The sequence below is a fragment of the Oceanisphaera profunda genome (genome assembly GCF_002157895.1).
Lineage (GTDB): Bacteria > Pseudomonadota > Gammaproteobacteria > Enterobacterales > Aeromonadaceae > Oceanimonas > Oceanimonas profunda.
In genome coordinates this window covers 1,887,257-1,912,602 of sequence record NZ_CP021377.1, presented here as the reverse complement: position 1 = coordinate 1,912,602, position 25,346 = coordinate 1,887,257, and the positions used below count along the sequence as shown (strand labels likewise).

Below are 25,346 nucleotides of genomic sequence, written 5' to 3'. Positions count from 1 at the left end.
GAGAAGTGAGGTGCAACCCTGTGCCACGCAAAAATACAGCTCTTATGGTAGCCCTAAGCAAACACATAATTTAAGGAGTATTCCGATGAAACAACTCTATGCCAGTTTGGCCGTTGTTTTATGTTTGGTATGGGGCAGCGCCCAAGCTGCCACGTATCAGCCGTTATTGGAGGTTGCTGAGCTGAATGCCGCGCTGGTAGCCGAGCCAACACCCACGCTGATTGATATTCGTAGCCCAGAAGATTATGCCGCCGGCCATATAGCTGGCGCCGTGTCTGCGCCTTATGGCCAGTGGCGTGGCCCTGCTAATAGCCCGGGCCAATTAGCCGATGCGGCTTATTTTGAGCAACTGCTGCGCCAGCTTGGTATTAGTGCGCAACAGCCGATAGTGGTGTATTCCAGTGGCAGTGATCAAACCGACTTTGGTGCCACGGCGCGCGTCTACTGGACCTTAAAATACTTAGGCCTGACCGACTTAAGTATCCTCAACGGTGGCTTTCTGCAATGGCAACAAGACAGGCAATCTAGCGATATTCACATCAGTACTGGCTTAACCACCAACAACACGCCCCTGCAAGCCAGCCATATCAAGGTGCGCACTAATCCAAAGTTGGTGATCTTTAAAGAAGAGCTGTTGAATAAAATCGCGCAACCGAATAGCAGCTATCAATTATTAGACGCTCGGCCACCGGCCTTTTATCAAGGCCAAGCCAAAGCGCCCACCGCCAGCACAGCCGGCACTATCGCCACGGCGCAAAACCTGCCGTTTGCCCAATGGTTTAATGATCACGATAACCGCGTGCGGCCGGTGGCAGAGATTAAAGAGCTAGTGCAAGCTCAAGGCTTAAACAAAGCGTCCGAAACCGTGTCCTTTTGTAATACCGGCCACTGGGCCGCCACTAACTGGTTTGTATTATCCGAGCTGGCAGGCTTAGAGAATGTACGCCTCTATCCCGCCTCCTTGGCAGAATGGACTCAAGATCCGTCAAGCTTACCCATGGAAAATACGCCCAGTCGACTTGAACAGATAAAGGCTAAATTCTCTAAGATTGGTGAATAAATAACATGAACAATCGTTGGGCGTTGGCCTTAGTCTTTGCGGTATTTGCCGTATTCTTATTTTGGTTTGTCTCGGTACGCCAAAGTTTACTCTTTATGGTGGGCATGGGGTTAGGCGCCGTGTTGGCAGGCGCACGCTTTGGCTTTACCACAGGGTGGCGCCACTTAATTGAGCGCCGCGATGCCAGTGGCGTTTTCGCACAATTATTGCTGCTCGCTATTGCCGCCGCCTTTTCTATGCCGCTGCTGGCCAGCTTTCCTACCGAGTTAAGCGCCGCCCTTGGCCCACCCAGTATCAGCTTATTAATCGGCGCTTTAGTTTTTGGCGCCGCCATGCAGATTGCTGACGGTTGTGGCTCAGGCACCTTGTATAAAGCTGGATTAGGCATTCCCTTGAACATGGCCATACTGCCACTATTTGCGCTGGGCAGTTTTTTAGGCTCGGCACACTTGGGCTGGTGGTTAGAGCTAGGCCAGATACAACCCATAGGCTTAGTGACAGAAGTGGGCTTAAGCGGCGCACTCGGCCTCACCTATTTAGGCTTAGCACTAATCGGCTTGGCTGCGTGGGGCTGGTCCAAAACCAGTGGCGTATCACGCAGCCTGTTCAGTAAAAGCTTGCTAATAGGTGCGGTATTAATTGCACTACTGGCGGTCTTAAACTTGGTAATAGCCGGTCAGCCTTGGGGCGTCGTTTATGGCTTTGGTTTATGGGCCGCTAAAATCGCGCAGGCAGGCAACCTGTTTGACCCCGCCACTAATGCCTTTTGGAGCCAACCGGTTAACGCCACGGCACTGCAGCAGTCGGTGTTCTTAGACCTCACTTCCATTACTAATATCGGTATTTTGGCAGGGGCTTTATGGATTTTCTCCCGCAATAAGACGGGTAAGTCTAACCCGCTCACCTCTCAACAATGGATAGTGGGACTGATTGCCGGCTTCTTATTGGGCTACAGCTCACGCCTCGCCTTTGGTTGTAACGTGGGAGCCATGGTCAGTGGTATTTCTACAGGTAGTATTCATGGTTGGATTTGGGTAGTGATGGCCTTCTTAGGCTCGCTGGTCGGTGTTCGTATTCGCCGCTATTTTGGCTATTGATAGGGGCATTAAGATGAGCACTAAGATGAGTAAGTTAAGTTGCATACGTATTGTGCTGTTTTGGGCGTTACTGGTCGGCTTCTTCGTCTGGGACTGGCATCATGCCCAGCCGGTGAACTTACGCTTAGAAGCACCCATTATCGCCATCGGCTCCGGCCAAGCCCCATCCGGCGGCCACTGCTCTATTTTTTAGCCTGCCGGCTGCAAGCGAACATAAAATAGCGGCCATAACTAAATAGAGAGCAGATCTAAAAAACCCCATTACCACCTAGGTGGTAATGGGGTTTTTATTTTTAGCGGGTACTAACGCTGTTTTGCCCTGACAATAAAACTTAAACCGCTTGCCCTGCACACCAACCTGCACTCCAGGCCCACTGGAAATTATAGCCCCCTAACCAACCGGTTACGTCGACAACTTCGCCGATAAAGTACAAGTTAGGGACTTTTTTGGCCATCATGGTTTTGGACGACAACTCATTGGTGTCCACACCACCGAGCGTAACCTCAGCGGTACGATAACCCTCAGAGCCGCCAGGCTTAATGGCCCAAGCGCTTAGCAGCTGTTCAATGGCGGCAATTTCTTTGGGTACATATTGCTTGAGCGGCTTGTTGGTGATGTGAGTACTCGCCCACTCTTCTCTCAAAAACAGCGCCTCTACTAAGCGTTTAGGTAGCTGATGACCCAGCCAGGTTTTTAGCTCTTGATTAGGGTGATCTTTGATACCTTGTGCCAATTTACCGACCGGCAGCAGCTCAAATAACACCTGCTCGCCCGCTTGCCAATAAGACGAAATTTGCAGCACTGCGGGGCCTGACAACCCTCTGTGGGTAAACAGCAGATTTTCGCTAAAACGGGTGCCATCTTCACTGGTTGCCACAACCGGTAGCGATACGCCAGCCAGCGGCTCAAGGGTAGCTTTGTCGACTGGCTGTAAGGTGAAGGGCACTAAGCCGGCGCGAGTCGGCAACACTTTTAAACCAAATTGCTCGGCCAACTGATAACCAAAAGGCGTAGCGCCAAGCTTAGGCATAGACAAACCACCGGTGGCCACTACTAAGGACTGACAGGTGTAAGTATCGCTGGCCGTGGCCACGCTAAAGCCTTCGGCCTCGCTCGTATCATCGTTACCGCCGAGCCGCTCAATCTGGCCAATTTGGGCGCGAGAGCTAATAGTCACACCGGCGTCTTTACACTCTTCTAGCAGCATATCGATGATATCTTGCGCCGACTCGTCACAAAATAGCTGACCTAGAGTTTTCTCGTGATAGGGAATGGCGTGTTTTTCTACCATGCCAATAAAGTCCCACTGGGTGTAACGAGCCAGTGCCGATTTCACAAAGTGCGGGTTTTGGCACAGATAGGCACTGGGTTCTATATGGTAGTTGGTAAAGTTACAGCGCCCACCGCCCGACATTAAGATTTTGCCGCCAATGCGCTTCGCATGATCCAGCAACAAAACACGACGCCCACGCTTAGCCGCCTCTGCTGCACACATTAATCCGGCGGCGCCGGCTCCCAGTACTATCACATCCCAGCTTTTCATGTTTTTTCCACAAACCTAACAAAGGCGCTATTCTACCGCTCCCATGAGGCTGCGGCTATGCCGACACGCTAGGTCCCACTTGCTGACAAGGTTATAATCCGCTCATGAGTAACTATACCCCCACCCATGCCGACACCTTTTTACAGCTCAGCCTACTGCTGCAGCACGCTCGTCACGACTGGCAACATACGCCTTTCAGCTGCACCCAGCTGCCTTGGCCAGAATTAGCCAAGCCGTTACAGGCACTCGATGAAGATGAGCTGGATACGCTGGATGCAGATGACGACGCGGCATTTGCTTGGTTGAGCCAGTACCGCCCCGAGTTATTGAGCTCACAGCAATTAACCTTGCCTGAGCTAGCCCGAGCCCCCAATTACGCCACGCCGCGCTGGAGCAGTGGCATCGGCGGTCGAAAATGGGCGCAGATCAAAGACTTTGCCGCCAATATTCATGCTATTAACCACAAGTTCGAAGGCGTTACCCTTACTCAGCCGATATTAGAATGGTGTGCCGGTAAAGGGCACTTAGGTCGGCTCCTCGCTCAACAAGGTGCGCCCAAGGTGACCAGCCTAGAATGGGCGCCAGATTTATGTACCCAAGGCGAAGCATTAGCCAATCAACTACAACTGCCCCATGAGTTTGTCTGTGCCAATGCCCTAAGCCCACAAGCGGCAGCTTTATTTAAGCCGCAACAAATCGCGGTAGCTTTGCATGCCTGCGGCGAGCTGCACTTGCGCTTTCTTGAGCATGCGGCGGCGGCTGGCACCCAGCAACTGGCGGTGTCGCCTTGCTGTTATCACCTGATTGCAGATGAGCATTATCAGCCACTCTCGCAAGCAGGCCAGCAGCACGACTTACAATTAGATCGTCACAGCTTGCGCCTGCCTTTGCAGCAACAAATCACCGGTGGCGAGCGAGTGCGCCGTTTACGTCATATCGAACTGACGTGGCGCTTGGCCTTCGATGAACTGCAACAAACCCTCACGGCTGATAGCAGCTATCTACCTTTACCCAGCTTTCCTAAGCGACTGCTCAGCGGCGATTTTAGCGACTTCGTGCTGTGGGCCTGCGAGAAAAAATCACTCACCCCTCCTCATATTATCGACAGTGAGCATTGGCTGGCACTCGCAGCATCCCGTCGATTGCTAGTGAAACGCATCGAATTTGTGCGCCACCGTTACCGCTATTTACTGGAGTTATGGCTGCTACTGGATAAAGCCTTGTTTCTTGAGGAGCAAGGTTATCAGGTGCAGCTTGGCCTCTTTACTGATCTGCAGCACACGCCCCGTCGTTATCTGTTACAAGCCACCTTACCGTAGCGGCTGAGCCTAACGGTCGCAGTATGGTCATGCACTGCAGCCGCGTTTTATGGACGCACTGTGGCTTAATTATCAATTACTGGCTTAACTATCATTAGCAAACTCGTGATGAAAAACACAGGATCGCCCGTGGATAAAAACGTACGCATATTACCCCCCAGCGCCTTTGATATCGTAATGATGGTGCTGTCCATCATTTCGGTAGTGCTCATAGTTCTGCATCAGTTTGGGCCCTTTGAGGGCGATGAAAAAGAACTGCTGCTAAAACTCGATACCGGCATTTGTATGGTGTTACTGAGCCATTTCTTTTACGGCTTATTTAGCGCCCGCGATAAGAAACAATTTTTAGCGATCCACTGGATTGATTTTATCGCTTCTATTCCGGCCATCGATATCTTCCGTTATGGCCGAATTTTCCAAGTATTGCGCGTGCTGCGTATGCTGCGAGTGGCCAATCAGGCGGTCCGTTATTTACTAAAACACAGCGAAAGCACCATGCTGGCCTCCATGCTGTTGATTTTGCTGGTGGTGCTTGGCGGCAGTGCCATTGCTATCTTGATGACGGAAGCAGGCAATCCTGGCTCGAATATTGAAACCGCAGAAGATGCCATCTGGTGGGCCTTGGTGACCATCTCTACCGTGGGCTACGGAGATTATTATCCGATCACCACAGCGGGGCGGGTAATTTCGGCGCTGGTGATTTTAACCGGTGTCTCTATTTTTGCCGGTATCTCGGGTCTGGTGGCGTCCAGCTTATTAACGCCCAAAGCTGAAGAGTCGGATCGTCAGCAACAAGCCAACGACACGCAACAGCGCCAAGAAGTAACAGAGCACCTCCACAGCTTGCAGCAAGAAGTCACTCAATTAAGAGCTGAAATAGGCGCATTAACGGAAGTGCTTAAAAAACGTGAGGGGTAAAGGGTGATGTGTTAGGTGAAGAGTTAAGTAAGAGCGAGGCGAAAAACAAAGCGGATGCGGCGTGTATGCCCCTCACACCTTACGCCTCACTCTCACGATAAGACCATTGGACTAGCCGCTCGCCCTTGTGCAGGGGCCAATCTTTAGCCTATGCTGCCAAAGGTGTAAAATTTCTAAGTAACTCACGTTTTATCTACTAATGGATTGATAGAGTTATGAAAAAGGAGAAGTGTCATGACAGAACCCTATAAATATAAGCATATATTGGCGGCCGTCGACATGACCGAAAGCAATCGTAAGGTGATTGCTAAGGCTGTGGATCGGGCGCGCGCCAATAATGCCTTGCTGTCGGTGATCCACGTGGACGTGGACTTGAAAGACCTCTATACCGAAATGATCGATATCGACATCGACAATATTCAAGACCAAGTGGTCGCCGATGCTAAACAGCGGCTTGAAGAATACATAGGCGCTATCGACTATCCGATAGAGAAAAAGCTAGTGATTTGTGGCGATCTGGCACTCAAGGTCAATGAAGCCGTTGATGTACACGGCATTGATTTACTGATTTGCGGCCACGAACAGAGCTTTTGGAGCTTGCTCACTTCTTCTGCCCGCCAGCTGATGAACACAGTACCCTGCGATTTATTAGTGGTGCCCCTGCCTAAGAATAAAAAGTAAACCGCACTTTAAACCGTACTTAAGGCGATGGCCGCAAGCTGTCGCCTACTTCATTTAATAACTGTCGAAACCAAATCAATGCCGGATCAAATTCGGTTAACGGATGCTGAGCCAGTACATAGGTGCTGCGCAACGGCTCGCTTAATTGATGCTGTTGTAGCGGATAAAAATGGCAAAAATCCCGGGCGATTAATTCCGGCACCATCGCCAAATAGCGCCCCGTCGCCAACAGCTTAGGCAGCGCCTCAAAGCTTGGCACCCACACCGCAATCGGCCGCTCTAAGCCTTTTTTCTTCAGCCAGTTTTCTACCAAGGTCTGATTATGGCCCCAGGTAGACGTAGACACATGGCTCCAGCTCACCAGTTGCTCGGCACTTAAACGTATTGGCAAGTCACTGCCTGCCGCCGACAAACACACCATTGCATTATCAAACCAAGGCTCTACTTTTAGTCGTGGCGATAAATGATCACCACTGGCGAAGGCCACCACAAAGTCCATGCCGCCGCGCGACAAGGTATCTTCGTAATCAGAATGCACTAATTCAGTTACCGCTAAACGACAGGCCGGCGCACGCTGGTGCAATAATTCCACCAATAACGGCACGGCACCGTGCTCAATGGAAGAAGGCACGGCGAGGCGAAAGGTACGCGCCGACACTGCCGGATCAAAACTGGCAGATTGGCGTATGCCCTGCTCAAGCAACATCAAGGATTGGCGCACCGGTGCCGCCAGCGCCAGCGCTCGTTGGGTGGGACGCATTTCTTTACGCGTCATCACAAATAACGGATCGTCTAAGGCTTGGCGCAAGCGAGCCAGCGCATGACTTACCGTAGACTGAGATAAATTGAGTTGTTCGGCGGCGCGGGTCACGTTGCGGCAGTGCATAAGCACATCAAACACCCGCAGTAGATTGAGATCGAGCCGTTGGTATAAGTTATCCATCGATGTAGACCATAGCTTTATGCTGATAATTCATTTTTGACATGGGTTATCTGACCATAGAATGGCGTCGTTAAACAAGTTTATCGTCGGCGTGATGAAGTAATTCATCCAGCAGTCAGTTCAACAAGGTTCTGGGCACGGTGGCATCATGGGGGGTACTGCCTGTCTATTGTGGTTAGCGAATTATTCGAGGTAATTCGATAAGCGCAATAACAACAGAATAATGTCGGTCTGGCAGCGTGGATAATCACGCTGACAACTTATTAGGGTTTAAGCCCGAAAGTTCTGCGTGTGGTATTAACCACCTTGTTTAGGGACGTCATACCTTTTATGACACACCTTAAATGGTTCCCAGGCCGATGCTATGCATCGGCTTTTTTTATGCCTGTAAATCAGTGAAGGGATAGGTGTGAGGGGGCAAACAAAGACCGACGGCGAGATCCTGATTTCCATCAGGAAGACGGCATAAACAACAACACCGTCTTTTGTTTAGCTTGATGCTAGGCGCTCGGCGCTCGGCGCTGCCCGCAGGGCACTTTTTTGCTATTATTGTGCCTATCTTCTCTCAATTTAGCTTAATTTCATGCCTTATCTCGTTGCCGTCACTCTGTTGTGGGCCTTTTCATTTAGCTTAATTGGCGTTTACCTAGCTGGAAGCGTAGATAGCTATTTCTCGGTAGTTAGCCGCGTGTTCTTGGCCACTTTGCTGTTTTTACCGTTTTTATCCTGGCGCCAGCCGCCTCGCTTGGCGTTGGGTATTATGGCCTGTGGTGCGCTGCAGTTAGGCGTAATGTATTTATTTTACTATCAATCATTTTTGCTGCTCAGCGTGCCAGAAGTACTGATTTTTACGGTACTGACGCCCATTTACGTCACCCTTATTTATGACTTGCTGCATCAACGCTTTAATCCGGGCTATTTGCTCACCGCCGCCCTTGCCGTATTAGGGGCGCTGGTGATCCGCTTTAATGGCCTAAGCCAAGATTACTGGTTGGGTTTTGCCGTGGTACAAGGCGCTAATCTTTGCTTTGCCCTCGGTCAGGTGGGTTATAAAGTACTGCTCGAACGCTATCAGCCTGTTGCACCGCAACATAAACTATTTGGCTACTTTTACCTAGGCGCATTAGCGATAGCCGTGCCCGCTTGGTGGTGGTTAGGCACGCCGGTTTATCCCTCTACGAATTTGCAGTGGGGTATCTTGTTATGGTTAGGCGTAGGTGCGTCTGGTTTAGGCTATTTTTTATGGAATAAAGGCGCGACTTTAGTGAATGCAGGTGCGCTGGCAATCATGAACAACGCCTTAGTTCCTGCGGGTTTAGTGGTCAATCTCTTGATCTGGAACCGAGATGCAGACCTATTACGTTTAAGCTTAGGCGGCGCCATCTTGTTAGCCTCACTGGCGCTCAATCAATGGTGGTTAAAACCTCAAGCTTTGGTCACAGCCAGTGCTACCAAGCTCACAAAACCATAACTTCACCTTTAATACTCATAGCAATTAGCAGCCTTCTCCTTACACTGATCATCAGGGAATCGCATTAGGAGAAGACCATGTTTAATGCACTGCTTCTAGAACAATCCGGTAAAGACACCACAGCTCGCGTGCAGCGTCTTAAGCAAGAGCAGCTCACTGAGGGTAATGTGCTCGTTAAGGTCGATTACTCGACCCTTAACTATAAAGATGCCTTGGCCATTACCGGCAAAGGGAAAATTGTTCGCCAGTGGCCGCTGGTGCCCGGGATCGACTTTGCCGGCACCGTCTTAGCTTCTGAGCATCCGAACCACCAAATTGGCGACGAAGTTATTCTCACCGGTTGGGGTGTTGGCGAGCAATACTGGGGCGGCCTTGCAGAAAAAGCCCGCGTCAACGGCGACTGGTTAGTACCTTTACCAGGCCTAATGACCACCCAAAGAGCCATGGCCATTGGCTCAGCGGGCTTTACCGCCATGTTAGCGCTCATGGCACTGGAAAAAGCCGGCGTCACTCCCGCTCAAGGGCCCGTCTTAGTCACTGGCGCCAGCGGCGGCTTAGGCTCCATTGCGGTTCGCTTGCTGACCAAAGCAGGCTTTGAAGTACACGCCGAAACGGGGCGTATGCAAAACAGCGAGTGGCTACGCAGCTTAGGCGCATGCGAGATAATAGATCGCACCACATTGGATAAAGAGCCAGCGCCGTTAGAGTCGCAGCGTTGGGCTGGCGCCATAGATGCAGTAGGCGGGCGTACTTTGGCCAGAATTTTAAGCCAAACCAAGATGCACGGCGCCGTGGCCGCCTGCGGTTTAGCCGGGGGTGTTAATCTAAACACGACTGTAATGCCGTTTATCTTACGCGGCATACAACTGCTGGGTATAGACTCAGTTTATGTGTCAAAAGAGACCCGTATGCTGGCATGGCAACGACTGCAAGACAGCCTGCCCAAAGACTTTGAACAGGAAGCCGAGACCTATACGTTGGAGCAAAGCATAGCGGTCGCTCACGACTTGTTAACCGGTAAAGTGAAAGGAAGAGTGCTGATACAGCCTTAACCAATACGGTGAGGGGTGGAGGGTGAGGTGTGAAGCGCAAAGCCAACACACCTCACCATTCACCCCTCACTGACTTCCCTGAGCACTCAGCTTTACCCGCGCATTAAAATTAATCCTGCCCATTACGTTAAATACCCCGCCCTTGCTTTAAATACCCCTCTTATCTGTTATAAGATAACAAAAACTCCTCACGGGCATTATTATGAGCACTCCTGTTATCACCCACCTTGTAATGGGCTTTTTGGGCACGGGCAAAACCACGCTGCTGCGCCATTTATTAGCCAATAAGCCAGAGCATGAGCGTTGGGCTATTTTGGTGAACGAGTTTGGTGAGGTTGGCATAGATGGCGCCTTACTCACCGAACAAGGCGCCATGATCAAAGAAGTTCCCGGTGGTTGTCTATGCTGTGTGTCTGGCCTGCCCTTTCAAATTGGCTTAAATGCGCTGCTGCACAAAGCCAAGCCAGACCGCTTGTTTATTGAGCCCAGCGGTTTAGGTCACCCTAGCCAGATTTTAAAAACCCTCACCAATGAGCATTATCAAGACGTATTGCAGCTGGGCGCTACATTTTGCGTGGTGGATCCGCGCCAATGGGCACAAGCGCGTTATCCGGCCCACGAGACTTATCAAGATCAGTTAGCACTGGCAGATGTATTAGTACTGAACAAAGCCGACCTTAGCTCGCCCGAGCTGGTGGCCAACTTACAGGCCGCGATCAGCAAAGGCTTATTTGCCAATCAAGCAGCACAAGCATGCGTCACCGTGAGCCAAGGTCAGTTAGATGTTAATTGGTTGCAAGCACCCCACAACACAGAGCGCAAGGCAGCCTCGCCCGCTGCTCATGCTAATAACAGTGCGCGACCTTTAATTGCCAAGTCTGAGCCACGGCTAAGCCGCGCCCAACCTTGGCGACGTTACAGTAATCTGGGCCAAGATCATTACTCTGTGGGTTGGCGGTTTTTAGCGGACATGTGTTTTGATTTAAGTAAAGTGGAGGCGTTTTGTCGCAGCCTTAAGGTGGCACGACTCAAGGCGGTATTGCCCATGGCGGATGGCTGGTGGGCATTTAATATGGTCGAGGAGCAGTTGTCTATTTATCGCCTAGCGCCGCAAACCGAGGGGCGCTTTGAGCTGATTGATCTTGAGCCGCTGCCTGCGCAGCTGTTACAAAAACAGTTATTAGCGACGCGAGCAGAGTAAGCAGTGTATTAGCTGTCTTCCTGATGCACATCAAGAGCTCGCTTTTGATGTTAATACCTAAGAGCGAGATACCGGAGCCGTCATCGGGCTAGACCCGGTACCGGCAAAGAGCGGTATTCGTTTGTAGCTGGGCGCTCGGCGCCTGGAGCTTGGCGCTACTCTTAAAGCGACCATCATAAAACTGTCACCTGTTTGCCCTACCCTGCCAACATAAGAAATATATTAGGGTCTGGCTGATGAAAGTATCTTTGTTTTCTTGGTTGTCTTCACTATTACTGATAGCGCTGGCGCTTATTTTGGCCGCCAGCCTGTATTTAGCCGATCAACGGCTGCGCCAAGGTGAGCAGGCGAGAGCCGAAGTAGAACAGCTGCGCCGTGTGGCTAACCTTGATTTATACCGCACTATTACCGCCTATTTAACGAGCGGTGATAACAGCCTGCTAACTACGGCTGAGCAACAACTCAGTACGCTCAATGCGGTGTTGGCTACCTATCCTAATGCACAAGCGGCACAAGACGCAGTGGCCCATCTTGAGCAACAAATTAGCCTGGATTTTAGAGCCGCGGGTAAGTTATCCGCGAACAGCCAACAGCTATTACAGCACGCCGAGCAAGAGCTCGCCGATCACTTACGGGCTTTGCTGCGCTATGCGGATCTTGAGCATGCAGACCTTGCTTACACAAACCTGTCTGCTATCAACCAAGACCAGCGGTTAAGCGAGCAATATCGTAGTCATGCCAGCGCCATGTTGGCAGCCCTGCCCAAGCTGATTCATTTACGCCAAGGCTATATAAATAGCCACAGCGAACCCCTTAAAGCGGCGCTCGACTTTCAGCTCAACGAACTTAATGAGCTGGCCACCAAGCTTGATGCTCTACCCCTGCGTAATATTTATCTTGCAGCCGACGTCGACGAATTTGCACTACGCAAACCTAAGCCGGTAGAGGCAGGGGCAGATCCCAAGCGAGAATTATTGAGTCTACTGCGCCGCTACCCCAAAGAGTTGGAGAACACCGGCAATAATCTTGCCCTGCAAAGCCAAGCCGCCAGTGCACTTAACACCAGCTTGAACCACATTGAGCAGGCGTTAGATGGGCTGGTCGCTCAGCAAGAAACCCTGCGCTTAGCTCACTATCAGCAATTAACGCTCTTATTATTTGGCCTGTGTATTACGCTGCTGTTATTTGCCTTACTCAGCTATGGTTTTCAGCGCCAATTAGTCGTGAAACGCCTGCATCAGCTCAGCGAGGCCTTTGCCCGCCTGCTGCACACCGGCCAGCTTACCCCGCTCGCCGTTACCCACCCCAACAGTGAGCTGGGCCAAATTGCCAATAGCTTTAATGGCTTGATCAACCAACTGCAACACCAGCAACAGGCAAGAGCCGAGCAACTGCGCCATGTGTCGGCGGCGCTAGAGCACATGGTAGAAGAGGTGCTGGATATTCAGCAGCAGACCCAAACCACCGATCACACCATGAGTGGCAGTGTACGCATGGTGGACGAGCTTAATAGCTTGGCACAACAGATGCGCCAAGCCACTGATGATATCGCGCTAACGGCCCGAGATAACCTGCAAGCCATGGGCGTGAGTAAAGAAAAGGTCGAGCAGCTAGTGCACACCGCCAAAGAAAGTCAGCAGGCGGCAGATACCGGCCAGCGCGCCCTGCGCAGCTTAACCACCTCAGTGGATGATGCGGCGGCCATTATTGGCGTGATCCAGCAAATTGCCGAGCAAACTAACCTATTAGCACTCAATGCGGCTATTGAGGCGGCGCGAGCCGGCACCCACGGTCGCGGCTTTGCGGTGGTGGCCGATGAGGTGCGAAAATTATCGGGCAGCACCCAAGGTTCATTGAGTGAAATCAGCAATATTATGGAGCGATTACGCCTGTCTAGCGATGAACTTAACCACACCATTAGCAACATGATGCACGCGGCACAAACTCAACATGATCAAGCGCAAACCGTGCTGGCGGTCACCGAACAGGTACGCACTACCTCGCAGGCCACCACGGTAGTAGCCGAACAGGGTGCCGGCCACGCAGACAGCCAAGCTGCTGAGCTGAATCGCTTTATGGGATTAATGGACGAACTGAAACTCCAGTCTACTCAGGTTTCGGAGCGGGCCGGCCAAGTAGTAGAGCGCATTCGCGGCCAAGCCAACACCATTACCGAGATGCTGCGCTAAAGCCACGACCAAGCCGCGGTATTTATTATTTGGCCGTCTTCCTGATGCACATCAGGATCTCGCTTTTGCTATTAGTGCCTAAGTACGAGATACCGAGGCCGTCATGCTGAACTTGATTCAGTATCGCTAAGACGGCATAGGGCGGTGTGTGATTCTTAGCTGGGCGCCGGGCGCTTAGCGCTCGGCGCTGCTGTTACAGCTTATTAATAGGAATTTTCAAAAAGGTATTACCTTGCACGTCCGCAGGTGGCATTTCGCCGGCGCGAATGTTCACCTGAATGGCAGGCAAGATCAGTCGTGGCATGCCTAAGGTGGCATCGCGCTTATCACGCATCGCCACAAAGCTTTGCTCATCTATGCCGTCGTGCACATGAATGTTCTCGGCTTTTTGCTTGGCAACGGTAGTGCGGTATTCATGCTGGCGATCATCTTTTGGGTAATCGTGACACACGTAAATCTCAGTCCCGGCGGGCAAGGCGAGTAAGCGTTTTATCGACTGATACAACTGCTGGCTGCTACCACCGGGAAAGTCACAGCGCGCCGTGCCCACGTCTGGCATAAACAAGGTATCGCCCACAAACAGCGCCTGTTCATTTACTAAATAAGCTAAATCTGCAGGTGTATGGCCTGGGCTGTGTAGCACCCGTATCTGTAACTGACCGACGCTAAACTGCTGCTCATCGGCAAACAAGCCATCAAATTGGCTGCCATCGGCGTTAAATTCTGGCTCTAAGGCAAATACCTCGCGAAAAATACTTTGCACCTGAGTAATTTGATCGCCAATGCCAATTTTGGCATTAAGCTGATCCCGTAAGAAAGGCGCGGCCGACAAGTGATCTGCATGAGCATGAGTTTCTAACACCCAATCGATAGTGAGCTTTTGTTCGCGCACAAAATCCAACTGTTGCTGAGCCAGCTCAGTGCTGGTACGGCCTGCGGCATAATCAAAATTTAATACAGAGTCGATAATCACTCCGTGGCCGCCCACTTGGTCGTACACCACATAGCTAAAGGTCTCGCTGTCTTTTTCTAAAAAAGCTTTCACCTTAGGCTTAAGTGCATGGGGCTTAAGAGCTTGGGGTTTAACTGCTTGTGTCATGATGTTCCCTCTCCGTCTCTGCAATCCAGTGTCAACAATCAAACATTAGCATAATCTAAATTAAAGAATAGTGACAGCGGGAAGCGGGAAACTAAAAGTTACCTAATTTCCCACAAAGCTCAGCCATGTTTCAGAGAACTCAGCACTAATTAATTCAATAGGTTACAGGGATCTTCCCGTCTCATCCCTTGTAGGTGCCCGTCTCTTCGGCGAAGAGGACTTCGGCACGGTTTTGGTTTTATTTCTAAACCTCACAAACAGCCAGCGGAGCTGGCCAGCCGAATAAATTGGCTGCTACAAGTGCCAGACCCTTGGCCTTGGAGCCAACCGAGCAGTGAGAAAAAAAACCGAAACATTAGGCATAATGGCTGAGGTTCATACGTAATCAGGAAAAGTTAAAACAAAAATGCCGAAGCTTAAGCTTCGGCAATGGTTAGGTTCTTAATCACATTAGCGCGTTACTTTTTGCTGGGTGCGTTGGCGCCAATAAACCAGGCGTCTTTGTCGATAATGCGACTGGCTTCGGTAAACAAGTCTGCTGTGTCTTCGTCACCGGCATCACCGGCGGTTTTGATTGCCTCACGCAGGGTGGCTGCTACTTTTTTATAACGATCGGTGAGCGCCCTAACATGTTCATCCACCGCGGTAATACCGGTGGGATAAGGTTTTAATACCGTGTCTTTAGCAACGCGAGCCACTAGGCCGTTGGGCTCACCCCCTAAAATCACCACTCGCTCGGCAATACTGTCCGAGACTTCGAGAATACGTGCTGTGGTTTCATCTAGCAGTTGATGCACGCCAATAAAGCCCGCACCTTGTAAGTTCCAATGACACTGCTTACCGGACAAAGTTAAGTCGATAACGTTGGCCAAGTTAGCATTGAGTAGTTCGATCATTTTCTTGGCAGTGTTATCGTCCAGTCCGCTTGCGTAACGTTCTCTCATTTTTACACTCCGTATTGCATAGTAGTGAATAACTTGATGTCGTTTGCTGCTCTAACTTCACTTAAACTGTAAGCCTTAAATTTTAAGCCTTAAGCCCTGATTCTTAACTCGTTACATGACTTAATTTTGCACACATTTATACTAGCAGCTTAAAAACGCCTGTTAACCCCTAGCAAGCAAATTGTGTGATTCTTCTGTCAGACCCAGTCGTAGCCTGCCACTTTGTTTCACCTCACGCCTTTCGCCTCACCCTTCACGACTTACAGCGCCTGCTTCACGTACAGATCGAAACGATTATTTTTGGTTTCGATTTGTGCCGAGGGCGGCACTTCATTTAAGAAGCCCGCATAGCTGGGGCGCTTTACCACGACTCGGGCGCGCGCCAGCTGCAAAGCTTGTGGCAGCAAGGCATCTGCGTCTAAGTCTGGCCCCACCAGAGAGTGAAACACGCGCATTTCTTTTTTCACCAAGGCGGCTTTTTTCTTGTGCGGAAACATAGGATCTAAATAGACCACATCTATGTCTTCACCGGTCAGCTCACTAATATCTGCCAAACTGATGCCGAGCGGTAACAGCTGCATGCGCTCTCTCACCCAGTCACCGATTTCGGCATCAAGGGCGGCGCGGCGAAGACCATCGGCCAAAAGCGCATGCACCACCGGATGGCGTTCACACAACCATACTTTGCAACCCAGAGAAGCCAACACAAAGGCATCTCTACCTAAGCCTGCCGTGCCATCTACTACTGTCGGGTTATGGGCTTTTTTTAAGCCCACCGCTTTGGCAATCGACTGCCCCCGACCACCACCAAATTTGCGCCTATGAGCCGCCGCACCTTCGGCTAAGTCCACAAATACGCCGCCTAATTTTGGCTCATCGAGCTTTTGCAGCTCAAGGCGGCCTTGGGTTAACACCAAGGCAAAGGGGGCGATAGCACTGACGCCCGCCAGCGCCTCAGTCAGCCGCTCGGCCTCGGCGCTTAAAGCTTCATCTTCTAAAACAATTTGTAGCGGAATTTGCAGTTCGTTCATCAGCGTTACCAATAAAAACGGCTGGCACTAGCCAGCCGTTATAAGCGTTAATTGAGCCCTTCAGCCACTGTTTAGCCCAATAAATCTAGCCTTTTTCTTGAGCTGATCGCTTACGGCTGACAGCTATCGGCTTTTTACGCAGTGATACCAGAATGACGCAATAAGGCATCAATTTTTGGCTCGCGACCACGGAACTGCTTAAACAACTCCATCGGCTCTTTAGCACCGCCCTGCTCTAAAATGGCATGCAAGAAATCACGGCCCGTTTTAGCGCAAAAGATGCCTTCTTCTTCAAAGCGCGAGAACGCATCGCTCGACAATACTTCGGCCCACTTATAGCTGTAGTAACCTGCCGCGTAACCGCCAGCAAAAATATGGGCAAAGCCATGCTGAAAGCGGTTAAAGCTTGGCGGCGGCAACACGGCCACGGACTTGCGTACTTCGTCCAAAATCGCCTGCACTTGGCCGGGCTTAGCACCGTCTGCACTCATGTGCAGTTTAAAATCGAACAGTGCGAATTCTAATTGGCGCAGCATCATCAGTGCCGAATGGTAGTTACGGCCCGCCAACATACGCTCCAGCAAATCCGCTGGCAGCGGCTCACCGGTTTCGTAATGGCCAGAGATAAAGGCCAAGGCTTCTGGCTGCCAGCACCAGTTTTCTAAGAACTGGCTCGGCAACTCAACTGCATCCCACGGAACGCCGTTAATACCGGCCACGCCCGCTACTTCGACCTTGGTCAACATATGGTGAATACCATGACCAAATTCGTGGAACAGGGTTTCTACTTCGCCGTGGGTAAACAGCGCCGGCTTATCGCCTACTGGGCCGTTAAAGTTACAGGTTAGGTAGGCCACCGGCTTTTGCAGGCTGCCATCTTCACGGTAACGGCGACCCATGCAATCGTCCATCCAAGCGCCGCCCCGCTTATTAGCGCGGGCATATAAGTCTAAGTAGAAACTGCCGCGCAGCTCGCCATCTTCACCACAAATATCGAAGAAGCGTACATCCGGGTGCCACACCTCTACGCCAAAGCGCTCGGTGACTTTTACACCAAATAAGCGTTTTACAGTTTCAAACAGGCCATGAATAACCTTGTTGGCCGGGAAGTACGGGCGCAGCTCTTCATCAGAAATGGTGTATTTGTGTTGCTTGAGCTTTTCACCGTAATAAGTCACGTCCCACGCATTCAGCTTATCTATGCCGTGATGCTCGCGGGCAAACTCAGTTAGCTCTGCAAGATCAGCCTGACCTTGTGGGTAAGAACGCGCGGCCAGTTGGTCTAAAAAGTCCAACACCTGTTGCTCGCTCTCGGCCATTTTGGTGGACAGCGATAATTGCGCGTAGTTTTCAAAACCCAGCAGCTCGGCTAGTTCATGCTTCAGCGCCAGCGTTTCTTCAATCACTTGGGTGTTATCAAACTCGCCGGCATTTGGGCCTTGATCTGAGGCTCGGGTGCTGTAAGCGCGATATAGCTCTTCACGCAAACTGGCGTCGTCGGCATACATCATTACCGGCAAGTAAGAGGGAATATCCAGCGTAAACAGCCAGCCTTCTAGCTCACGGGCTTCGGCCTGCGCTTTAGCAGCGGCTTGAGCAGACTCAGGTAAACCGGCCAACTGAGCGGCGTCGGTAATCTGTTTGGTCCACGCTTGAGTGGCGTCTAACACTTGGTTAGAAAAACGCGAGCCTAAGTCAGACAGGCGAGATTTTATCTCACCAAAGCGCTGCTTTTGTGCTGGCTCCAAGGCAATGCCCGATAAGCGAAAATCACGCAGCGTGTTATTCACTTCTTTTTGCTGGGCCAAACTGAGCTTTTTAAAGTTATCGCGCTTGGCGAGGCTTTGGTACGCCTCAAACAAGCCTTGGTGTTGACCCATCCAGGTGCTGTATTCCGATAACAAGGGCAAGCACTCTTCATAGGCCTCGCGCAGTTCATCACTATTGAGCACGCTGTTTAAATGACTGGCCGGTGACCAAATGCGCGACAAGCGATCGCCCACTTCTTCTAATGGCGCTACTAGGTTATCCCAAGTGAAATTTTCATCATGCGCTAGCACAGTTTCTACGCGCTTTTTGCAGTCGACAATAGCGTGCTCTAGCGCAGGCTTAATGTGCTCTGGCTTGATCTGGCTGAACGGCGGCAAGCCATCCATGGTCAGTAGCGGATTAGTCATTTGGGTACCTCTTGGTGTTTTGGCCATCGACTTGCTTAAAAGCAATCGAGGAATACCTCTAAGATGGTGATGCCGAGACCAATGTTCAAGCTTTTACTGGCCATAAAGGCCAAATTTCGCCGATAACGCTCAGATAGTGAGCATATTATTAGGCAAGTCTTGGTGTACAATCGGTGATGGCTTAGGCTGGTTCTCATTCTTGCCTCTGGTTTTCTTATCTTCTCTGTTAGGAGCGTATACATGGCACAGCATTTTGATTACATCGCCATCGGTGGCGGTAGCGGCGGCATCGCCTCAGCAAACCGCGCCGCCATGCACGGTAAAAAAGTAGCCTTAATTGAAGCCAAAGACTTAGGCGGCACTTGCGTAAACGTGGGTTGCGTACCGAAAAAAGTCATGTGGTATGGCGCTCAAGTCGCCGATGCTATTAAGTTATATGCCAAGGATTATGGCTTTGAAGTTGATCTTAAAGGTCACAGCTGGACCAAGCTGATTGAAAGCCGCCAAGCCTATATTGGCCGTATTCATGACTCTTATGACCGCGTATTAGGCAATAACAAGATCACCGTAATCAAAGGCTTCGCCAGCTTTAAAGATGCCAACACAGTGCTGGTAAACGGTGAAGAATACACCGCCGATCACATTACTATTGCCACCGGTGGCGAGCCGGTTATTCCGCAGATCCCGGGTGCCGAGCACGGCATTAACTCGGACGGTTTCTTTGCGCTAACCGAACAGCCAAAGCGCGTGGCGGTAGTGGGTGCCGGTTATATTGCGGTAGAACTGGCCGGTGTGATGAACGCACTGGGTTCAGAAACTCACTTATTAGTGCGCAAGCACTCGCCGCTGCGTGAGTTTGACCCTATCTTGGTTGAGACCTTAGTAGAGGCCATGGCCACCGAAGGTCCGCAACTGCACACGCACTCGACACCTAAAAGTGTTGAAAAGAATAGCGATGGCAGCTTAACGCTGCACTTAGAAAACGGCGAGCACCTCACCGTCGATTGCCTGATCTGGGCCATTGGCCGTCGCCCGCTGACCTCCAAGCTAAACCTGGAAGCCGCTGGCGTAGCAACCGATGAGCGTGGCTACATCAAAGTCGATGAATATCAAAACACCAGCGCCAAAGGCGTGTACGCGGTGGGCGATAACATCGGTTATGTTGAGCTAACGCCGGTAGCCGTTAAGGCGGGTCGTTTATTGTCTGAGCGTTTATTTAATGGCCAAACCAAGGCCAAAATGGACTACGGCTTGATCCCCACCGTGGTCTTTAGTCATCCGCCCATTGGCACGCTGGGTTTAACTGAGCCAGAAGCTAAAAAGCAATATGGCGACGACCAAGTGAAGGTTTACACCTCGACCTTTACCTCCATGTACACCGCCGTTACTGCACACCGCCAGCCTTGTAAGATGAAGCTGGTCTGTGTGGGTGAAAACGAAAAAGTAGTAGGCGTACACGGCATCGGTTTTGGTATGGATGAAATCCTGCAAGGCTTTGCGGTCGCAGTGAAAATGGGCGCCACCAAAGAAGACTTCGACGCTTGCGTAGCAATACATCCTACGGGCGCTGAGGAATTCGTTACCATGCGCTAGGTATTGCGTAAGTCATGGAGACAAATCGTTAAGCAATAACGAGTTACACAAAAAGGCCGAGCAATAGCTCGGCCTTTTTTGCATCAGGTGTCATGGCTCCTATAATTTTAGTTCCACATGCCTCCCATAGACCGAGTACGTAATTTTGCTTACAATCACTCCCCAATTTTCGTGTTCTATAGAGGGTTTAACATGGCTCAACCTGATGCTGCGTCAGTAGCAAGCAACATCTCTCAAGAGCTGTTCTCTATGTTAGAGCGCGAAGAGCAGCAGCTAGATTCTTTTACTCGTAAGCGCATAGAAAGAGACATTAATAAAGTGACAGACATCGCAAAACGTCTGTTCTTAAGTGGTCTTTTAAGCGTGGTATATAACGAAATTGAAAAAGGCATTGATGCTTGCGAACAGGCAATACGTTTAGCTCCTCATGACCTCGTTATGTGGGAAAACTACACCACCATGATTTGGCGGATAAAGGGCACTTTAGCCAGCTATCGGGTTCGTTTGCGCAGTTTGGACTACATAAATCAACCAAGCTTTTTGCTTAGTACTTTACTGATACAGCAGCAGTTGAATGATTTTAAGGCTGCTCTTGAAACTGTCGACTTGCTAGAGAAAATTCTCGGCACAGAAAGCGCTAAAAAACTATTCAATGAATTAGGTGATCTTACGGTTGATGAAATGATTGAGCTAAACAAAAAACCACAAGCCGAAACAGCTAAAGACGTCACTAAACTGATGTTTTCTCTCGCCGAAGAAGAGCATAACTTCAAGGTGAAGACTACGTTTCGCGAACTAGAAACCGATAGCGACACCTTCTGCATAGAGATGTTTCTACCCAATATAAAGTTGGAAGAATTAAAGAGTATTAATCGACAGCTGCTCGCTAAAAGACGCGAGCTGGGCTTAGCAACCAGCGAGGTGGTAGGTTTATTCCGCGAATACTTGAGCGCGGACGAATCTCAGATCTTGGAGGCATAACTTTGTCTGTTTCCCCAAGGATGTTCGCCACCTCTGCGCAAAAAATAGCGGCGACTAGAACTGAGATTGATCATCGTAATGCCGCCAGTAGAGCCTACTACGCCCTTTATCATGCGGCTTTAGAATTAATGCTGGAAGAGTTTGCTGAAATTAAACGCTACCCCCGCGTTGGCGTACATCAGTGCTTAATTAAGCATCTTGAAGAAGTAGGAAAATCAGGTGGTTCCGGTAGGATTACTGCCGAATTGGGTACCGATTTGTCAGAGATGTTAACGCTAGTAAAGCGATTGCGTACTCATGCCGATTACAAACTCAAACGTCATTTTCGAGAAAGCGATGCCATAATGAGTATTGATTATGCGCATGAATATCTGGATAAAATAGACTGCTTACCACCAAAAAAACTGAGTAGTAGATAACCTCTGCAAAGCTTCTCGTATCAGTTAAGTAATGCTCATTAACGCACAGCGAAAGAAAGGCCGAGCATTAGCTCGGCCTTTTTTGTTGGTGTGGTAGTGCGGCTTAGCGCATCACTTTCCACTCGCCGGCTTTATTCTTCTTAAAGCTAAATTCTTGCATATTGGTTTGCTGCATACCCATCACGGTAATAGTGGCTTCAACGGTACAGTTGTAAATATCGTTGGCTGCCTCTTCACAGCCTTGAGGTGAGATATTGTCAATTTTTGGCATCATGCCATCCATAGCGTCACCAAGGCCGGCCCCTTTTAAGCCACCGGTCACTTGATTCATATCGCTTTGGATCTGCTCTTCCAGCGCCTTGCGCACTTCTGCATCTGAAGGCGCGCCACCGCACGCGGTCAGCACCGCCGCCAAACCAAAAACTAATCCGAGTTTGGTCACGCTTTTAACTGCTTTCATAATTATCCCTTTTATAGGCGCTTAAGCGTCCTGATGAAATCCATTAAACAACCAGCAAAAATACCGGTGTGTCATGGTATTGAGCAAAGGCAAAGAGCATAGGCACTTCATCACATGCATTCAACAGTTTGCCGCTCACGCAAGTGGCCGAGCACCCAGAACCTTGAGTCTTTAAGAATTTGCGCGCCATAGCGTTATTCACGCTCTATTCTCAGGCACAATAGGATTATTACCGCAATTCTTTGGAATGCTTGTGACTGATCAAAATTCAAACTTACAAACACTCTGGCTCTGCGAGACCGTACGACTGCGCGAAGAGCACACCGGCCAGTTGGAAGACAGCGAGGCTTGTCGCAAAGCCCGAGCCACTGCAGGCTCGCTTAGCCAACGCTTGCAGGTGCGCGGCTTATTTTTAGCTAAGCGCGATGGTTTAGTGGTAGCTATGCAGCACTGGCTGCAAGGCGCTCGGCTAGCCTTATGGCTGCTGATTTTCAGTGCGATCTTATCTGGCGTAGTGTTAGCGAAAACCGCGCTTAGTGGTAACCCTGAAGCGATTAATATCTTTTGGGCCTTGTCCGGTTTAATCGGCTTAAACCTGCTGAGTTTATTAGCTTGGTGTGTCAGCCTGATTTTTGCTAAAAAAAGCAGCTCACCGCTTAGCCACGCTTGGCTGTGGCTCAGTAATAAACTGGCCCGCGATGCCAAAGCGGCACAGTTAGCACCGGCATTATTGGTGTTATTACAACGCCATAAGCTATTACGCTGGGGCTTAGGCCGCTTGCTGCACGGCTGGTGGCTGATCACTTTAAGCAGCGCCCTATTCAGCTTAATTGCGCTATTGGCCACCCGCAGATACGGCTTTGTGTGGGAGTCCACCATAGTGGCCAGCGACTCTTTTGTGATGCTGGTTAATCTATTGGGCCAGCCGGCAGCTTGGCTCGGCTTTGCACTACCGAACAGTGAGCTTATTCAACAAAGTGGCCTGCACGCTTTGGCCAGTGAACCCGCCAGACAAATGTGGGCCAGCTGGTTACTGGGCATGCTGTTAATTTACGGCGTACTGCCGCGTCTCGCCTTTAGCTTATTGTGTGAATGGCGCTGGCGCCGTGGTGTTAAGCGCTTAGCATTCAATGCAGATGACGAAGTGTGGCAGCCATTACATGAGCGGGTGCAACCCAGCAGCGAGCGCTTAGGCGTAGTAGATGCAGCACCCTCAGCGCTGCCCAGCACCACGGCAGGCGCACAATTAACCGGGCACGATGCCGTGTTGGTCGCCATTGAACTGGATGACAGCATTAGTTGGCCGCCTGATCATTTAAAATCAGATCATCCTCAACATCTATTAGATGCAGGGGTGATTGATACTCGTGAACAGCGCCGCCAACTGCTTGAGCAACTGAGCGCTCACCCGCCGGCACGACTGCTGATCACCTGTAATCCGCAGCGCTCGGCAGATAGAGGCACCTTGCATTTAATTGCCGAGCTATCACGCACGGCAGCGGTAACTCGGGTGTGGCTGTTGGATATTGACGCGCCCGCGGAGCGGCTAGAAAACTGGCAACAACAGCTGGATGCATTAAAGATTGAACATAGCCGCACCGCCCCTTGGGCTTGGTTGGAACAAGAGCCGGAGCACATAGAGGGACAAGCAAATGACTAAGCAAACAGCCCCCTTAACACTGGCAGTGGTTGGCCACACCAATGTGGGCAAAACCTCATTACTGCGCACCCTCACTCGGGATGTGGGCTTTGGCGCTATCTCCCATCGCCCCAGCACCACCCAACATGTAGAAGGCGCACGCTTGTCGGTAGATGGCGAAGCGCTAATTGAGCTTTACGACACGCCAGGCTTTGAAGATGCGATTGCGCTCTATGAATACATTGAGCAACTGCCCCAATCTGAGCAGCGCTTAGATGGCCCAGAACAAGTGGAGCGCTTTTTAAATACCAGCGAAGCCCGCCAGCGCTTTGAGCAAGAAGCCAAAGTGCTACGCCAGCTCTTAAAATCCGATGCCGGTTTTTATGTGATTGATGCTCGCGAACCCGTATTAGCGAAATATCGGGATGAACTGGCGATTTTAGCCATGTGCGGCAAACCCTTATTGCCGGTGTTAAATTTTGTAAATGCACCTGAGCAACGCGAAGCCGCATGGCGAGAAGTGCTGGCCCGCTTAGGTTTGCATGCGATAGTACGCTTCGACAGCGTAGCCCCCCCTGCCGATGGTGAGCAACGGCTTTATGAAAATTTAAGCTTAGTTTTGGATAGCCAGCGCCCGCGCCTACAGCGCTTAATTGACCATAACCTTGCTCAAGTAAAAGTGCGCCGCAAAGCCAGCCAACGCCTGATTGCCGAGCTATTAATAGACGTAGCTGCCGCACGGCGCAGCGTGCACCCAGACTTATTAGAAGAAGCCATTCAACAGCTACATAAAGATGTTCGCCAGCGTGAGCAGCAATGTGTAGAAGCACTATTAAAGCTGTATGCGTTTCGTAAAGACGATGCCGAGGCGCAAGATTTACCATTAGAAGAAGGTCGCTGGGGCGATGATTTATTTAACCCCGCCACCATGAAGCAGTTCGGCGTAAAAGTCGGCGGCGGCATGGCAGCCGGTGCCGCCACCGGTGCCGGCATAGACCTGTTTACCGGCGGGCTAAGCCTAGGTGCCGCCACCGTACTGGGCGCCGCCATCGGCGGCTTCACCCAAACTTTTCGTAGCTACGGCGAGCGCATTAAAGGCAAATGGCGCGGCGAGCGTGAACTCACGGTTAACGACGCCACGCTACGCTTATTAGCCATTCGCCAACAGCGCCTACTTAATGCTTTAGAGTTACGGGGCCATGCCGCCCAAGAGCGCATTCAAATGGACACGCCGCTTGAGCAACAATGGCGCAAAGGCGAACTAGCAGAGCCACTGATCACCGCCCGCGCCTACCCCGCATGGTCGAGCTTAAATGGCCGCAAACCTAAGCTAGACCATGAACGCACAGGCGAGATTGAAAGCTTGGCAGCTAGCTTGGCGAGGCAAGATGCGAGGGATTAGGGATTAGGGATTAGGGATTAGGGATTAGGGATTAGGGATTAGGGATTAGGGATTAGGGTGATTAAAACAGCGGATTAATGTGATTGCACGGTAAATGTCGGACGAAGGGCCTACTCCCCGACTCGC

Annotated in this window: 22 protein-coding genes; 15 read left to right on the top strand and 7 right to left on the bottom strand. The window is 50.8% G+C overall.

Features of this window, described 5'->3' with window-relative positions; translation table 11 throughout:
• Window positions 1-85 precede the first annotated feature (85 nt).
• Genes CBP31_RS08260 through CBP31_RS08250 form a run of 3 tightly spaced genes read left to right on the top strand, consistent with a single transcriptional unit; the run spans window position 86 to window position 2,350 of the window.
• Window positions 86-1,060: a sulfurtransferase gene (locus tag CBP31_RS08260; protein WP_087036246.1), complete on the top strand. Its 975-nt coding sequence runs from the start codon at window positions 86-88 to the stop codon at window positions 1,058-1,060.
• A 5-nt stretch (window positions 1,061-1,065) separates the two neighbouring features.
• Window positions 1,066-2,157: a YeeE/YedE thiosulfate transporter family protein gene (locus tag CBP31_RS08255; RefSeq protein WP_087036244.1), complete on the top strand. Its 1,092-nt coding sequence runs from the start codon at window positions 1,066-1,068 to the stop codon at window positions 2,155-2,157.
• A gap of 13 nt (window positions 2,158-2,170) precedes the next feature.
• A complete protein-coding gene (locus CBP31_RS08250) occupies window positions 2,171-2,350 on the top strand; it encodes a hypothetical protein (RefSeq protein WP_087036242.1) in 180 nt (59 codons plus the stop codon).
• A gap of 139 nt (window positions 2,351-2,489) precedes the next feature.
• Here the strand turns inward: CBP31_RS08250 and CBP31_RS08245 are convergent, their stop codons facing one another.
• Window positions 2,490-3,701, bottom strand: coding sequence for a BaiN/RdsA family NAD(P)/FAD-dependent oxidoreductase (locus CBP31_RS08245; protein ID WP_087036240.1), 1,212 nt, complete (start codon window positions 3,699-3,701; stop codon window positions 2,490-2,492).
• Between the two features lie 104 nt (window positions 3,702-3,805).
• On the opposite strand from CBP31_RS08245, the gene CBP31_RS08240 reads away from it, so the two are divergent.
• From CBP31_RS08240 to CBP31_RS08230, 3 genes are all read left to right on the top strand, one after another.
• On the top strand, window positions 3,806-5,020 hold the full coding sequence (locus CBP31_RS08240; RefSeq protein WP_087036238.1) for a methyltransferase: 1,215 nt from the start codon (window positions 3,806-3,808) through the stop codon (window positions 5,018-5,020).
• A gap of 129 nt (window positions 5,021-5,149) precedes the next feature.
• Window positions 5,150-5,938, top strand: coding sequence for a potassium channel family protein (locus CBP31_RS08235; protein WP_087036236.1), 789 nt, complete (start codon window positions 5,150-5,152; stop codon window positions 5,936-5,938).
• Between the two features lie 234 nt (window positions 5,939-6,172).
• Entirely contained in the window at window positions 6,173-6,619 is a 447-nt protein-coding gene (locus CBP31_RS08230) for a universal stress protein (protein ID WP_087036234.1), read from the top strand.
• A gap of 19 nt (window positions 6,620-6,638) precedes the next feature.
• Here CBP31_RS08230 and CBP31_RS08225 read toward each other — a convergent pair whose 3' ends face one another.
• A complete protein-coding gene (locus CBP31_RS08225; RefSeq protein ID WP_087036232.1) occupies window positions 6,639-7,562 on the bottom strand; it encodes a LysR family transcriptional regulator in 924 nt (307 codons plus the stop codon).
• 583 nt (window positions 7,563-8,145) lie between these two features.
• Here CBP31_RS08225 and CBP31_RS08220 point away from each other — a divergent pair.
• The 4 genes from CBP31_RS08220 (at window position 8,146) to CBP31_RS08205 (ending at window position 13,475) form a co-directional block, all read left to right on the top strand.
• Window positions 8,146-9,033: a carboxylate/amino acid/amine transporter gene (locus CBP31_RS08220; protein ID WP_087036230.1), complete on the top strand. Its 888-nt coding sequence runs from the start codon at window positions 8,146-8,148 to the stop codon at window positions 9,031-9,033.
• Between the two features lie 77 nt (window positions 9,034-9,110).
• A complete protein-coding gene (acuI, locus tag CBP31_RS08215) occupies window positions 9,111-10,085 on the top strand; it encodes an acrylyl-CoA reductase (NADPH) (protein ID WP_087036228.1) in 975 nt (324 codons plus the stop codon).
• Window positions 10,086-10,287: 202 nt separating this feature from the next.
• Window positions 10,288-11,286 (top strand): CobW family GTP-binding protein, encoded by a 999-nt coding sequence (locus CBP31_RS08210; RefSeq protein WP_087036226.1) that lies wholly within the window; start codon window positions 10,288-10,290, stop codon window positions 11,284-11,286.
• A 236-nt stretch (window positions 11,287-11,522) separates the two neighbouring features.
• Window positions 11,523-13,475: a methyl-accepting chemotaxis protein gene (locus CBP31_RS08205; protein ID WP_087036224.1), complete on the top strand. Its 1,953-nt coding sequence runs from the start codon at window positions 11,523-11,525 to the stop codon at window positions 13,473-13,475.
• Between the two features lie 193 nt (window positions 13,476-13,668).
• On the opposite strand, the gene CBP31_RS08200 is transcribed toward CBP31_RS08205, so the two are convergent.
• The 4 genes from CBP31_RS08200 to prlC form a co-directional block, all read right to left on the bottom strand.
• A complete protein-coding gene (locus tag CBP31_RS08200) occupies window positions 13,669-14,574 on the bottom strand; it encodes an MBL fold metallo-hydrolase (RefSeq protein WP_087036223.1) in 906 nt (301 codons plus the stop codon).
• Between the two features lie 458 nt (window positions 14,575-15,032).
• On the bottom strand, window positions 15,033-15,518 hold the full coding sequence (gene dps, locus CBP31_RS08195) for a DNA starvation/stationary phase protection protein Dps (RefSeq protein WP_087036221.1): 486 nt from the start codon (window positions 15,516-15,518) through the stop codon (window positions 15,033-15,035).
• A 260-nt stretch (window positions 15,519-15,778) separates the two neighbouring features.
• The gene (locus CBP31_RS08190) at window positions 15,779-16,549 is read right to left on the bottom strand and encodes a class I SAM-dependent methyltransferase (RefSeq protein ID WP_087036219.1); all 771 of its coding nucleotides are present in this window, start codon (window positions 16,547-16,549) and stop codon (window positions 15,779-15,781) included.
• A gap of 134 nt (window positions 16,550-16,683) precedes the next feature.
• Entirely contained in the window at window positions 16,684-18,726 is a 2,043-nt protein-coding gene (gene prlC / locus CBP31_RS08185) for an oligopeptidase A (RefSeq protein WP_087036217.1), read from the bottom strand.
• Between the two features lie 240 nt (window positions 18,727-18,966).
• Between prlC and gorA the strand changes: the two genes are divergently transcribed.
• The 3 genes from gorA (at window position 18,967) to CBP31_RS08170 (ending at window position 21,719) form a co-directional block, all read left to right on the top strand.
• Window positions 18,967-20,319, top strand: a complete 1,353-nt coding sequence (gene gorA, locus CBP31_RS08180) for a glutathione-disulfide reductase (protein WP_087036215.1) — start codon at window positions 18,967-18,969, stop codon at window positions 20,317-20,319.
• A 192-nt stretch (window positions 20,320-20,511) separates the two neighbouring features.
• Complete coding sequence (locus tag CBP31_RS08175; RefSeq protein WP_087036213.1) at window positions 20,512-21,300, top strand: hypothetical protein; 789 nt, start codon at window positions 20,512-20,514, stop codon at window positions 21,298-21,300.
• A gap of 2 nt (window positions 21,301-21,302) precedes the next feature.
• Entirely contained in the window at window positions 21,303-21,719 is a 417-nt protein-coding gene (locus tag CBP31_RS08170) for a hypothetical protein (RefSeq protein WP_151898799.1), read from the top strand.
• Window positions 21,720-21,822: 103 nt separating this feature from the next.
• Here the strand turns inward: CBP31_RS08170 and CBP31_RS08165 are convergent, their stop codons facing one another.
• Window positions 21,823-22,179 (bottom strand): hypothetical protein, encoded by a 357-nt coding sequence (locus tag CBP31_RS08165; RefSeq protein ID WP_087036209.1) that lies wholly within the window; start codon window positions 22,177-22,179, stop codon window positions 21,823-21,825.
• A gap of 253 nt (window positions 22,180-22,432) precedes the next feature.
• On the opposite strand from CBP31_RS08165, the gene CBP31_RS08160 reads away from it, so the two are divergent.
• Window positions 22,433-23,839 (top strand): DUF2868 domain-containing protein, encoded by a 1,407-nt coding sequence (locus tag CBP31_RS08160; RefSeq protein ID WP_227874971.1) that lies wholly within the window; start codon window positions 22,433-22,435, stop codon window positions 23,837-23,839.
• Window positions 23,832-25,220 (top strand): DUF3482 domain-containing protein, encoded by a 1,389-nt coding sequence (locus tag CBP31_RS08155; protein ID WP_087036205.1) that lies wholly within the window; start codon window positions 23,832-23,834, stop codon window positions 25,218-25,220. Before CBP31_RS08160 ends, CBP31_RS08155 begins: the two co-directional genes overlap by 8 nt.
• Window positions 25,221-25,346: the final 126 nt, after the last annotated feature.